The 12,891-nt window shown below is 53.6% G+C and carries 15 protein-coding genes; 1 reads left to right on the top strand and 14 read right to left on the bottom strand.

Features of this window, described 5'->3' with window-relative positions; all coding sequences use genetic code 11:
- Positions 1–25 precede the first annotated feature (25 nt).
- The 5 genes from DWV16_RS02295 to pyrE all read right to left on the bottom strand — a co-directional run bounded on the left by DWV16_RS02295 (position 26) and on the right by pyrE (position 4,426).
- Positions 26–628 (bottom strand): class II aldolase/adducin family protein, encoded by a 603-nt coding sequence (locus DWV16_RS02295; RefSeq protein WP_118477697.1) that lies wholly within the window; start codon positions 626–628, stop codon positions 26–28.
- 13 nt (positions 629–641) lie between these two features.
- Positions 642–1,877: a four-carbon acid sugar kinase family protein gene (locus DWV16_RS02290; protein WP_066459605.1), complete on the bottom strand. Its 1,236-nt coding sequence runs from the start codon at positions 1,875–1,877 to the stop codon at positions 642–644.
- 226 nt (positions 1,878–2,103) lie between these two features.
- The gene (locus tag DWV16_RS02285; RefSeq protein ID WP_066459607.1) at positions 2,104–2,889 is read right to left on the bottom strand and encodes a DeoR/GlpR family DNA-binding transcription regulator; all 786 of its coding nucleotides are present in this window, start codon (positions 2,887–2,889) and stop codon (positions 2,104–2,106) included.
- Positions 2,890–3,110: 221 nt separating this feature from the next.
- The gene (locus DWV16_RS02280) at positions 3,111–3,797 is read right to left on the bottom strand and encodes a RadC family protein (protein WP_066459609.1); all 687 of its coding nucleotides are present in this window, start codon (positions 3,795–3,797) and stop codon (positions 3,111–3,113) included.
- 38 nt (positions 3,798–3,835) lie between these two features.
- Positions 3,836–4,426: an orotate phosphoribosyltransferase gene (gene pyrE, locus DWV16_RS02275; protein WP_066459610.1), complete on the bottom strand. Its 591-nt coding sequence runs from the start codon at positions 4,424–4,426 to the stop codon at positions 3,836–3,838.
- A gap of 142 nt (positions 4,427–4,568) precedes the next feature.
- On the opposite strand from pyrE, the gene DWV16_RS02270 reads away from it, so the two are divergent.
- Complete coding sequence (locus DWV16_RS02270) at positions 4,569–5,534, top strand: RluA family pseudouridine synthase (RefSeq protein WP_118477696.1); 966 nt, start codon at positions 4,569–4,571, stop codon at positions 5,532–5,534.
- 186 nt (positions 5,535–5,720) lie between these two features.
- On the opposite strand, the gene DWV16_RS02265 is transcribed toward DWV16_RS02270, so the two are convergent.
- The 9 genes from DWV16_RS02265 to DWV16_RS02225 all read right to left on the bottom strand — a co-directional run bounded on the left by DWV16_RS02265 (position 5,721) and on the right by DWV16_RS02225 (position 12,852).
- Positions 5,721–5,963 carry a helix-turn-helix domain-containing protein gene (locus DWV16_RS02265; protein WP_066460490.1) on the bottom strand — a complete coding sequence of 81 codons (243 nt, stop codon included), beginning with the start codon at positions 5,961–5,963 and terminating at the stop codon, positions 5,721–5,723.
- A gap of 286 nt (positions 5,964–6,249) precedes the next feature.
- Complete coding sequence (locus DWV16_RS02260; RefSeq protein ID WP_066459615.1) at positions 6,250–7,059, bottom strand: RnfABCDGE type electron transport complex subunit B; 810 nt, start codon at positions 7,057–7,059, stop codon at positions 6,250–6,252.
- Positions 7,060–7,074: 15 nt separating this feature from the next.
- Complete coding sequence (gene rsxA, locus DWV16_RS02255; RefSeq protein WP_066459616.1) at positions 7,075–7,668, bottom strand: electron transport complex subunit RsxA; 594 nt, start codon at positions 7,666–7,668, stop codon at positions 7,075–7,077.
- A complete protein-coding gene (rsxE, locus tag DWV16_RS02250; RefSeq protein ID WP_066459620.1) occupies positions 7,665–8,372 on the bottom strand; it encodes an electron transport complex subunit RsxE in 708 nt (235 codons plus the stop codon). The genes rsxA and rsxE overlap by 4 nt, the downstream gene beginning before the upstream one ends.
- Positions 8,372–8,893, bottom strand: a complete 522-nt coding sequence (locus DWV16_RS02245) for an FMN-binding protein (protein ID WP_066459624.1) — start codon at positions 8,891–8,893, stop codon at positions 8,372–8,374. The genes rsxE and DWV16_RS02245 overlap by 1 nt, the downstream gene beginning before the upstream one ends.
- A gap of 15 nt (positions 8,894–8,908) precedes the next feature.
- Positions 8,909–9,835 carry an RnfABCDGE type electron transport complex subunit D gene (locus DWV16_RS02240; protein WP_066460493.1) on the bottom strand — a complete coding sequence of 309 codons (927 nt, stop codon included), beginning with the start codon at positions 9,833–9,835 and terminating at the stop codon, positions 8,909–8,911.
- Between the two features lie 74 nt (positions 9,836–9,909).
- The gene (gene rsxC, locus DWV16_RS02235) at positions 9,910–11,220 is read right to left on the bottom strand and encodes an electron transport complex subunit RsxC (protein WP_066459626.1); all 1,311 of its coding nucleotides are present in this window, start codon (positions 11,218–11,220) and stop codon (positions 9,910–9,912) included.
- Between the two features lie 67 nt (positions 11,221–11,287).
- Positions 11,288–11,791, bottom strand: a complete 504-nt coding sequence (locus tag DWV16_RS02230) for a Gx transporter family protein (protein WP_066459627.1) — start codon at positions 11,789–11,791, stop codon at positions 11,288–11,290.
- Entirely contained in the window at positions 11,788–12,852 is a 1,065-nt protein-coding gene (locus DWV16_RS02225; RefSeq protein WP_118477695.1) for an FAD:protein FMN transferase, read from the bottom strand. The genes DWV16_RS02230 and DWV16_RS02225 overlap by 4 nt, the downstream gene beginning before the upstream one ends.
- Positions 12,853–12,891: the final 39 nt, after the last annotated feature.

Below are 12,891 nucleotides of genomic sequence, written 5' to 3'. Positions count from 1 at the left end.
CCACATATACAGACTTTTACAGACTTTAATTACGGCGGGCAGCCTCCACCCAAAGCGCGATTTTTGACGTGTCCTCCAAGAGCTCCAGCAGACAAAAACATTCTTCCGCTTCCCTGCCCAGAACCAGTACGCCATGCGATTTCATCAAAAAGGCAAAGGTGTCCGGATTTTCGCGAACCGCTTTTTCGACGTTTGCAGCCAGCTCCGGGGTCCCTGGCCAGGCTTCCGGAATGGTCGGAACCCGCACAAGCTTCATCTGTGACGAATCGGTGAGCATCGGCAGTTCCTTATTGAGCAGGGTAAATGCGACACTGCTGCTTGGATGGGCATGGATAATAAAGTTGACCTCCGGTCGATAACGGTAGACACTTTTGTGAAACGGGGTCTCTTTTGAGGGCCGCAGCCCTTCCCGACCCGCGAGTGGGCTGCCGTCCGGCCCACAAAACACCACCCCTTCCCGATCGGCCGACCGAAGCGCGACATTGGTGCCGGTGATCAAAAAGTTTTCGCCGCACCGGGCGCTGATATTGCCGCCTTCGGCAGAAACAAGTCCGCGCTCATAAACCAGCCTGGAATATTCGCACACTTCTTTCAATTGTCTGGGATAGTCCAATTCAAACTCCCACATAAGCAAACCTCTCCTATTCCTGCGGCTCCCAATTGCAAAGCATCTTTTCAAGTGAATCGATACTTCCGACGCTGCCGCCCTTTATTGCAAATTCTTTCCCTGCGAGTGTCCCATCAAGGATTTCCCCCTCGGCAACGCCCGGTTCCAGCTTTCCAGTCAGCCGCATCCGGCCGACCTTGAGACGCGCAAAGATCGACTGCGCGGTTTCGCCGCCGATGACCGCGACGCGGTCAAACACAGCGTTCGCACAGATCCTTTCCGCGCATTCGCCCATGTATTCCATAATCTTTTTGCTGACGCCGGGTTTGTAGGAATACTGTTCCACACGCGGTATGAAGATGACGCTGCCCTGCCGGTTTTTTGCAAGACAATCGGCAACTGCCCGGTCCTTAGCCGTTTCGTCCCCGTCGAGCAGGGCATCTATGTTCAGTTCGGAAATAAGCAGCCCATTCTCGTGGGATTTGGTCACCTGTTTTTGGGCCATATCGTATGCCGAGGCACAAAAGCAGAGGCTTTTTACCCGCCGTTTTTGAAAAACATGCGGCTGGGGAGCGCCGTACAGATAGGTTGCAAGCCCATCCGCCAGCCCCAGTGAGCCGGTCCAGAACACCTGCGGATAAAGCGGCACCAGCGTTTGCAGGATATTTAAAGTATCCTCCCGGGTGACCGCGTCAAAAACAATGATGCGATGATCCGCCGCAACCTGTTCCGCGGTCTTTTGCGCGAGCATGCCTCCCTTGAGCGCGTCGATATCCACCAGCCCGACCGAAAAGCGCGTGTGCTCTTCGAGGATTTCGGGAATATAGGATTTGGTGGGCGGCATCACAGGATCTTTTGCGTAGAGGGATTTGTGCAGGATCTCGCCTTCGCAGTACTGGTTGCCGTACAGCGTGAATGTACCGAGATCCGGGGCATTGTCCACAATGAAGCAGCGGTAATCGGGCATCGCCTCCAAAAGCCCTTCCAGCTCGTAGGCATCGTTCCCGCGGAATCCGGTTCCAATCTTTTTCATGAACATCTGTGGACCAAGCCTCTGGATTTTCTCACAGACAGAATAGTGCCGTTCTTTGGCGACCGCGCCGTCTGTGTTTCGCGAAGAAAGGTTGACCGCGACGATTTCCCCACCCCTCCGCGCAATCTCTTCCTCTGCGTTTGTGAAGATCGTGAGCTCCTGACCGCGTTCCGTATAGTAACTGCCGGAGTCAGCAGCACCGCTCAGATCGTCGGTTATCATTGTCAGGTAAACCATATTCGTCTTTCCCCCAAGTGTCCTGAAAAATATGAAAAAATGTTCGAATAAACATATTTTTATAATCACTGTTCATTGTTTGATTTAATAATAACATTAACACTGCTTTTGGTCAATAAAAAAACGGCCGAATTGGCCGTTTTCACAATTATCAATCTTTAATTTTATTGCTTCCCTATATTTTCAACACGTTTATAGTTCGATCAAACATTTATATAAAGACAAATTACCGTGCGATATGCAATTCAATTCCTTTTTCTTCCAGCATTCGCCGCCATTCCTGTGGAATGCCTGCATCGGTGACAATTGCATCGATTTCATCAAGCGATGCAATGAACGACGCCTGCACCTTGCCGAACTTACTCGAATCCATCAGCAGGATGCACACCGCCGAAGATGCAATTGCGGCGCGCTTGTTGTCCACCTCGTGTGAATGGATACAGGTGACCCCCAGCGTTTCATGAAATCCGGATGCGGACAAAAACATCTTATTTGCGCGGATACTACGGATGAACTCGACATTTTCCTTGGAGGTAAACATCTGGTCCTCCGGATGGTAATACCCTCCCGCAAAGATCAAATTTATATCGCTGGCGCGGCGCAGCTCATTAAGAATATTAAAATTATAGCAAAGAACCGTGATCTTTTCCTTGTCGACCAGATGCTTTGCGAGCTGTGTGTTTGTTGTGCCGCTGTCCACAATCAGAATATCGTGCGGATCGACAAGCGATGCGGCATACCGCGCGATACTTTCCTTCTCCTTCAAGTTGCGGATCTGTTCATAAGCGATGTCGTAAAATCCGCCGCTTTCAATCTGAACCTTCTTATAGTTTTGCAGCGTCGCGCGGCCATAGCTGCGCTCAACCGCATTGTTTTTTCGAAGCTGTTCCAGATCGCGCCGAATCGTCATCTCCGAAACCTCAAAGGTCTCGGCCAGTTCTTTCACCGACATTGTTTTATTCTCGTCGAGCAGCTCGATGATCTTTTGCATCCGGATATTCTTGTTGTTCATTTTTGCGCCTTCATCCCACTATTTATTGTTTGATTGATATTATAACGGAAAATGAATACAGAAACAACATCTTTTTTGAATAACTTCTTTTGTTTTAAATGCTCATTTCTCACCGCCAAGCTTCGCAACTATTATACCCCATTATGTCCACATCCGCAAATGTGAAATCGGTTGGAAAAAGAGATGGAAAAAATCCTCCGCGTGTCAAACGCGGAGGACCTTCATCCTTCAAAGGAAAAATATCCGGAATCTCGCAGGGAAACATAATCCGAACCTGCAAAAATAAAGTGGTCGAGCAACCGGATTTTTGCCACTGCCAGCGCATCATATACCGCCTTGGTCGAGGCCATATCCGCATTTGACGGAACAGCAATCCCATTTGGATGGTTGTGCGCCAGAATCACCGAAACCGCCTGGGTACGCATCGCAATCTCCAGAATGTTGCGGGTATACATCGGCGCGGAATTGATGCTGCCCTCAATCACAAAGTCGGCATAAACCACGCTTCCCTTGCTATCGAGGCAAAGCAAAAAAATCTGCTCCTTCGTGCGGCCGACAAATTTTGGCTGTAAAAACGTCCCGATCGCTTCTATACTGGTGAGCACAAGACCTTTCTGATCGAAATCGTCAAGATATCTTCTGGAAAGATCCGGAATCAACTTGAGAAGCGTCGCGGTGTTGGCGCTGATCCCCTTCACTTTGCAAAGATCGCCAAAGTCCGCATTGAACACACCGGAAAGCGAACCGAATTCACGGATCAACCGGTGTGCCAGTTCATTTGTATCCCGCTGCGGGATCGCATAAAAAAGCAGAAGCTCCAGCACGTTATGCGGCTCAAAATTATCCAAACTGTCCCGCAGGAACCGGTCTTTTAGCCGTTGTCTGTGTCCGTCATGCAAGCCAGGCATCCGCTCACCACCGTTGTCCGTTCATTTTGTCAGGCTGTTTATTTCGCCCCCGGGGCTTTCCTGCTGCCGGGTTTCACAGCCGGAAGCTTTCCTTCCCTGCAAAGCGGGCATTCGTCCGCCTCCCAGGAAACGACTTCAGTCGGATAGACCGCTTTGAACGGTACGCCAAAATCGACCTGCCCGTTGCTGCGGTCCACGATTGAACCAACGCCAACCACAACGCCGCCCGCCGCCTTGACCAGCTCGATCACCTCTTTGACCGAACCGCCCGTGGTGACAACGTCCTCCACAATCAGGCAGCGCATGCCAGGCGTGATTGCAAAGCCGCGGCGCAGCTCCATTTTGCCGTCAACACGCTCGGTAAAGAAGTTTTCACAGCCAACGTGGCGGCTGACTTCATAAGCCATCTGGACGGCGCCCATTGCAGGCCCAATGACCACGTCGATCTTTTCATCTTTGTACAGTTCAGCCAGCGCCGCACAGAGTTCCTCACTGTATTTTGTGTGTCGGAAAATCTTCGCACACTGCATATATTTGTTGGAATGCCGTCCTGAGGTCAGCAAAAAATGTCCCTCCAAAAGTACGCCGGATTCCTTCAGAATTGCTTCTACCCGTTCCCGTGTGATCACGCTTTCAACTTCCTCTCTGTTGCAATAATCGATGGATTCCAAATTATTATACCAAAATCCGCCTTATTTGCAAATAGTCTCTATTGAAATATCCACTCCTGTGTTATAATTATTTTCAGCCAAGATGCCGATGGAGGATATTATGAAAGAATTTCTAATCAAGCAAAATGACGCTGGGCAGCGTTTGGACAAGTTTCTCACCAAGGCCGTCCCCCTGCTCCCGCAGGCGCTGCTCTATAAATACATCCGCCTGAAGCGAATCAAGCTCAATGGCAAACGCTGTGAAATCTCCACCCGTCTTGCCGCCGGGGATACATTGCAACTTTACATCAACGATGAGTTTTTCGTCCCACAGAAAGAGGATCGGCTCTTCCTGTTCGCACCCACTTCCTTGACGGTGATCTATGAGGACGAAAACATCCTGCTCGCAGACAAAAAGCCCGGTCTGATTGTCCATGAGGACGATCAGCACCAAATCGATACGCTGATCAACCGCATCCTGCATTATCTTTATGAGAAGGGCGAATACGATCCTGATCTGGAACAGAGCTTCGTTCCTTCCCTGTGCAATCGGATTGACCGTAATACCGGCGGGATTGTGATCGCGGCCAAAAACGCCGCCGCGCTTCGCATCTTGAATGAGAAGATCAAGGAGCGGGAGATTGAAAAGCAATATCTTTGCATTGTGCATGGGCAGATGCAAAAGCCGGCTGACACGCTCAAGGGCTTCCTGGTCAAGGACGAAAAGACCAACATGGTCACTGTCTACGACCACCCCATGCCGAACGGACGCACGATCCTGACACGTTACCGGGTGCTGGGGGTGAACGGCCGTTTCTCGCTGCTGGAGGTCGATTTACTGACCGGGCGCACCCATCAGATCCGGGCACATCTGGCGTCAATCGGACATCCGCTGCTGGGCGACACGAAATACGGCCACAGCCGCGACAACAAGGGCACCGGCTACCGGTTTCAGGCGCTCTATTCCTATAAGCTCACCTTCCGTTTCAAGACGGACGCGGGAATTCTCGCCTATCTGGACGGAAAAACCTTTGAAGCGCAGCAGGTCTGGTTCCGGGACGATTTTGACGCCGGAAAAATCCAATAATAGTTTTTCTTGATTTAAAAAGATTTATAATTGGATTTAAAGTTTTACTAGATTTTTTTCAAAAAATCGCAGGGGTCATGGGGGCGGCGCCCCCGTGGCTTGGGCCCGCAGGCCCTGCTCAAAGCGTTTTTTTGATTCTTTTTTCAAGAAAAAAAGAATGAGGCCGGATGCATTTGCATCCGGCCTTCATTTGATCTCCTGTTCCAACCCCTCAAAAAGCGGGCTGTCGAAAAAGTCGTTGATCGAAATTTCCAGGCCGTCGCAAACCTTCTTGATGGTTGAGACTGTCGTACTTTTGTTTCTCCCATTTACGATGTTGTTCAAGGTTGACTGTGTAACCCCACAAATGGTGCCCAGCTTATTTACGGTTATATTCCGCTCTTTGCAAAGCTCCAAAATCCTGTCCTTTACGGCTGTTCCAATATCCATCTTCATCACCAATTCAATTGAGTTAATTCAACCTTATCGTTTCCAAATGAAAAAGTTTAACTCTTTTAAGTTGACTTTCAAATTTCAATAATTTCCAGATCCTCGACCAACGGGCGCGCACCGCGCTGCTCGCCGGAATCCGGCTCGGCGGCCAGCTGCAAGCCTCCAATGCTGCCTTCTGGGAGGAATTCTGCGAGGATCAGTTGGCAGTGCGTGAAACCTGACCGAACACGCCAAAAAACGCCACGGCAAAATGCCGTGGCGTTTTTGATTCACGCTTTGGGAGTTATGCTTCCTTTGCGATCGCTTCACATCTGGAAACACAGGTGACGATCGCGCCGGTCGGACAGGCGGAAACACAGTTTCCGCAGTTGGTGCACTTTGCCGGATCAATCGACGCAAGATTGTCGGTGACGGTGATCGCGCCGCTTTCACAGGTCTTTTCGCACTTTTTGCAGCCAATGCAGCCTGTCTTGCAGACCTTGCGGGTGAAGGCGCCCTTGTCGTGGGAAGAGCAACCCACATACACCGTGCTGGTCGCCGGGATGATCGCAATCAGGTGGTTCGGGCAGGCTTTTGCGCACATACCGCAGCCCACGCAGACCGCTTTGTCAACCACCGCGATGCCGTCGACGATCGAGATCGCGCCGTATTTGCACGCTTCAATACAATCTCCGTAGCCCAGGCAACCGTGCGAGCAGCTTCCCTTGCCCTGGTAGAAGTAGTTGCAGGCCGCGCAGGACTGTTTTCCTTCATAGTCCATAATGCTGTCGGTTTTATAGCAGTTACCGGAGCAACGTACCACCGCGTACTGTGGAACAACCTCTTCGCAGGCAACGCCCATCGCGGCGCTGACCTTCTGCGCGCACTCTTCGCCGCCCACCGGGCAAAGATTCGTTTTCACGCCGTCATGGACAATCGCTTTCGCATAATCATCACAACCGGCATAGCCGCAGCCGCCGCAGTTTGCGCCAGGAAGTTCCGCACGGACCGCTTCAAACAATTCGTCGACGGGAACCGCCATGACTTTAGCCGCGATGACCAGAAGCACCGAAGCTGCCAGGCCGATTCCGCCCACAATAATAATTGGCATCATTCTCTCTCACCCCCATTATTTGAACAGGCCGTCAACGATTCCGCTGAAGCCCATGAAGCTGACCGATACGATTGAAGCCGCGACCAGCGTGACCGGAATTCCCTGGAATGCCTTCGGGATGCTCTTGGAAGCATCCACGCGGGAACGCACGCCGGAGAAGAGCACCATCGCCAGCATGAAGCCAAGACCGGAACCCACCGCGTTGACCAGCGACTGTGAGAAGTTGTAGCCTTCGTCCAGGTTCAGGATGGTAACGCCAAGCACGGCGCAGTTGGTGGTGATCAGCGGCAGATAGATGCCGAGCGCGCGATGCAGAGCCGGGATGTACTTTTTGAGCACGATCTCGATGAACTGAACCAGCGCCGCGATGATCAGGATAAAGACGATTGTCTGCAGATAATCGAGATTATTCGGGACCAGGACATAGGTGTAAATCGGCCAGGTGGCGGCGGTCGCCATCGCCATGACAAAGGTGACCGCGACGCTCATGCCGAATGCGGAATCCAGCTTTTTGCTGACGCCCAGGAACGGGCAGATTCCGAGGAACCGTGACAGAACATAGTTGTTCAGCAGGACTGCGCTGACAATGATGATAGCAAACTCTTTCACTTGTCACAGCCCCCTTTCTGAGCAGCACCGCATGCGGCGGCAGCCGGGCAGCCGGCACAGCCGAAGTCCTTCTTCTTGATCGCCTTGCCCTTGGTCGTGTAGTTGACCAGCGCAATCAGCGAACCAAAGACCAGGAAACCGCCAGGCGCAAGCAAAAATACGATGATCGGGTCGCTCCAGTTGAGGGTGATCCCGTTCTGGATGCCGAGCCACGCGGCGCCGGACATCCAGGTGCCACTGCCGAGGATCTCACGGACCGAACCCATGACGAACAGGGCCAGCGTGAAGCCAATGCCCATGCCGATACCGTCGCAGGCGGAGGCGAGCACGGTGTTTTTGTTCGCGAACATCTCGGCGCGGCCGAGGATGATGCAGTTTACCACAATCAATGGCAGGAATACGCCGAGCGCGCTGTCGAGCGCGGGCGCATAGGCCTTGACCAAAAACTGCACGATGGTGACGAAGGTCGCAATGACCACGATGTAGCACGGAATGCGGACCTTATCCGGGATGATGTTCTTGAGCAGCGAAATGACGATGTTCGAACCGACCAGCACCACGGTTGCCGCAACGCCCATGCCGATGCCGTTGATCGCCATCGTGGTGACCGCCAGCGTCGGGCAGGTTCCGAGAATCAGGACCAGAACCGGGTTTTCCTTGATGATGCCGTTTAAGAGAACGGCCAGATTGCTTTTCTTATTCATTATGCACCCTCCCCAACTGCCGCATAGGCTTCATAGGCGATGCCGACCGCGGAGATAAACGCCTTTGAGGAAATTGTGGCGCCGGTGATTGTCTCGACGCCGGAAAGCGAACTGTCTTTGCCGATAAATTGGCCGGTGAAGGACTCGTTCCCTGTTTTGGAACCGAGTCCCGGCGTTTCCGAGTTGCCTTCGAGCAGCTTTGCGCCGGTGATTTTGCCATCGGCGCCGATGCCGACCATGACCGGATACGCGCCGCCGAAGCCCTTCGATTCGACTTTAAAGACATATCCGGCGCCGCCGTCGTCCTTCGAGGCCTGCACCAGGCCCGTGACATCCGGCAGATCAGTGATCGCGGTGAAATTGGTCGCGCTCGGCATAACCTCACGCATCGCCGCGTTGGTTGCGTCGAGCTCCGCCTTGTCAATCAGCGGTTTTGTAACATTGTAGGTCGCGCCGAGCAGCCCTGCCGTTACAATGCAGATGACAGTCAGCACGATAATTGGTTTCAGTAAATCTTTCATGCTTTCACCCTCCCCTTACTTCGCCTTCGGCGCAAAGATCGCGCCGAACGGTTTGGTGATTGTGAGCCGGTCGATATGCGGGACCAGGATGTTCATGAGCAGGATCGCGAAGGACATGCCTTCCGGATACGAGCAGAAGGTCCGGATCACCATTGTGATGAAACCGATCCCAATGCCGAAAATGACCTTGCCCTTGGTGGTAACCGGGCTGGTGGAATAGTCGGTCGCCATGAAGAAGGCGCCGATCATCACGCCGCCCGAGAGGACCGCATAGACCGGGTCCGCGCCAAACAGCAGCGCAAAAACAAAGACGCTGGCGATGACCGAAACCGGAATCTCATAGCTGATGATGCCCTTATAGATGAGGAACACGCCGCCCAGGATGAGCGCGATTGCACAGGTCTCGCCAAGCGATCCGCCGCGCTGGCCAATGAGCATCTGCATGATACTCGGCAGTTTGTCGGTCTCACCACTTGCAATCAGGCCGAGCGGGGTCGCGGTTGCCATCGAATCCACGCCGCGCGGTGCGGTCCAATCGGTCATCCGCGTTGCAAAGGACACAAGCAAAAAGATACGAGCGGTCGCGGCCGGGTTTGCAAAGTTGCAGCCGATGCCGCCGAACAGGCATTTCACCACGACGATCGCGATGAACGACCCGAACATCGCCATCCAGAGCGGCAGGGTCACCGGGACATTGAACGCCAGGATCATGCCGGTGACGACCGCGCTGCAGTCCTCAATGGTGCTTTCCCGCTTGGTGATCATCGTAAAGAGCAGCTCAAACAGCATGCAGGAAAGCACACAAACCGCCGTCATAATGAGCGCCCGGAAACCGAAGAAATAGATTGCCGCGATGAGCGAGGGCACCAGAGCCGCCGCTACAGTCAGCATAATTTTACGGGTGTTGATTGAATCTTTGATATGAGGCGATGGGGTTACCATCAATTTGGAATTTTCCACCGTCTGGGTTTCTTTCTCCGTTACATTTGTTGTAGCCAACTGGTTTTCCTCCTATCCTACTTTTTTGCCGCAGCGCGCAGCTTCTGTTTTGCCATCTTGTTCGAGAAGGTAAGCCCTCTCTTCGCAGGGCAAACATAGGAGCAGCTTCCGCATTCCATGCAAAGCATGACCTTCAGCTTGTTCAGCATGTCAAGATCGTCCCGCTCATACGCAAGCTCGATCTGGCGCGGCATCAGATGATACGGGCAGGCCTGCACACATCTGCCGCAGCGGATGCACGGATGCTCGGGTTCGACGACCGTCTGGGATTCGTCGAAAACCAGCAGGGCATTGTTGTTTTTTAAGACGGGATAGGCGTCGTCAAAGATCGCGATGCCCATCATCGGGCCGCCCATCAGCATCTTCTTAGGCGTTCCTTTATAGCCACCGCAGAAGGCTACCACATCGGCGAAATGTGCGCCGATGGGAGCGATAACGTTCTTCGCTTCCATAATTGCGCCGCCGTCGACTGTCAGGCATTTGGTGACAAGCGGCATGCCGGTGCGCAGGTACTGGCCGATGAAAGCGGTGGAGGTGATGTTGTGGACGATGACGCCCGCGTCGCTCGGAAGCTGGCCTTCTTTGACCACACGGCCGGTCGTCTCAAAGATCGCAACCTTTTCAGCGCCCTTCGGATAGATCGACCGCAGGCTCGCCACTTCGATGCTGGGGTCGTCCGCGGTCATGCGGCGCAGCATCTCGATCGCCTGGGGCTTGTTGTTCTCCACCGCGATCTTCACCTGGGTGATGCCCACATATTTTTTGATAGCCGCGATTCCGGCCATCACATCATCCGCACGTTCCATGATCGTGCGGTAGTCGCTGGTTATGTACGGCTCGCACTCGGCGGCATTGACCACCAGCGTATCGACCTCGGACAGATTTTTCGGATTCAGCTTGATGTGCGACGGGAATCCCGCGCCGCCAAGCCCCACCAATCCGGAAGCCCGGATTGCCTTGACGAAATCCGCATGGTTCTCAATGACTGGGGGCTTTACATTTTCGTCGACGGTCTGTTCCCCATCGCTTTCGATGATGACAACCTGGGTACGCGCTCCCATATTTGTGACGATCTCCTCAATCGACTTGACGGTACCCGATACGCTCGAATGGACCGGCGCGCTCAAAAACGCGTCCGAATCCCCAATCAGCGTTCCCACCTTTACGGTATCGCCTTTTGCGACGACGGGCTTACACGGAGGGCCCATGTGCTGCGACATCGATATGCAGACTTCCTGCGGTATCGGCATCGCGGCGCTCGGGCAGTTTTCCGTATTCTTGAAGTGTCCGATTTTCGCACCCTTCATGGTCTTCTGCAAAAAACTCATTTCCCATTTCCTCCTCTGAGAATATTGACCTTCCAGGACACCCTAATTCCGACGCCCAAAACGGGAATCAGAAGAAGAATCTGTTTAAATGCGGCATCAGATACCGCAGCAGCATTCCGGTGATCACACCCATTGCAACCCCCGAAATCATCAGCACCGGCAGATAGTATACCACAGCCGTGCTCCCAAGGACAAGCATTGCCATCAAAATTTGCCCCACATTGTGGGATACACCTCCGCAGACGCTCAGGAAGGTATCGCTGAACTTTTTCTCCCCAAACAGCAGGAGAATCAGCATCACCGACACCGAAAGCAATCCGCCGGCAAGACTCATTGCGGCGCCGACCGCGCCGCGCGTCAAAAACACAAAAAACGACTTGAGCAGGGCGAGGGTGTAAGCCTCCCGCCTGCCAAGACAGAATAAGCAGTACATTGTCACGATGTTAGAAAGCCCAGGCTTAATGCCGGGGATCGGGATAAGCCCGGCAAAACCGGATTCCACAAAGCTCAGCACCATCGAAAGTGCGAAAAGCAAGCCGAGGAGCGCAACCCGTGAAGCCCGGTATTTCATGACGCCACCTCAAAGTGGTATCCGCCGGTACTGTCCGCGGGCTGAAATTGTGCCCGCAGACTTTCGGAAACATAGATGTTTTTATCCCGGTCAACCGCGATGATACCACATTCAAGCGTATCCAGGTTTTCCAATACGAAATCCCGTCCACTGATGAACAGGTATGTGGACATAAAGTCGGCGTAGGCGCCGTCCGGAGACACCACCGAAACCGACATGAGGTCGCTCTCAGCAGGATAACCGGTGCGCGGGTCGAGTATGTGGTGGTAACGAACGCCGTCCTGCTCGAAAAAACGCTCGTAGTCGCCAGAGGTTGCCATCGTGCTGTCAGGCAGGCTCACCACCGCGAGAAACTGGTTCTCCGGGCCGCGCGGATCGCGCACGCCAAACCGGAACGGTTCGCCGTCCGGCTTTTCCCCGATGACCATGAGGTTCCCGCCAATCGAGATGTAGCCGGAGGTAATCCCATAATCCTGCGCGACCCTGCGCGCTACGTCGCAGGCATAGCCTTTCGCAACGCCGCCCACGTCAACCGCCTGCCCTTCGCGGGAAAGCATCGCGGTGTAGCCGCCCTTTCCATCCGCGCCGAGCTGGATTTCACTGTAGCCGACCAGCTTCAGCAGTTCTTCAATCTTCCCGGCGGCGGGCACCTTCGGATGCAGGCCGGTGATGCCCCATTCGGCCGCAAGCGGGGCGACCGTCACATCAAAAAGGCCGCCCGAAAGCTCCCCGAAACCTTTACACCGCGCCAGCAGCGCATAGGTGTCCTCCGAGACCGCCACCGGTTCTTTCCCGGCATTTTCATTGAGACGGCTGATTTCGGAATCTTTTATGTACATCGACATGGTGTCCTCGATCCCCCGCAGCGCTGCTTCGATCGCGTCCTTTGCTTCCTGCGCCTTCTCGCCGTATAATTTATATTCCACAAAGGTATCCATCAAGAACGAGGTTCCGACCACCGGCGTATCCCGCCGGACGCGGTACCCGTTCCAGACCCCGGTCGCCGCAAGCAGAAGCAGCAAAGCAGCGGCAAGGATCACAAATGTTCTTTTTTGAGCCAACGAATTGTTCCTTTCCTACAGGGATTGACAGTATTTTTT

Origin of the sequence: Anaerotruncus sp. AF02-27, from assembly GCF_003465835.1 — a bacterium.
Lineage (GTDB): Bacteria > Bacillota > Clostridia > Oscillospirales > Ruminococcaceae > Anaerotruncus > Anaerotruncus rubiinfantis.
The sequence above is the reverse complement of the archived record's forward strand: the minus strand, read 5'-3'. Positions and strand labels throughout refer to the sequence as shown.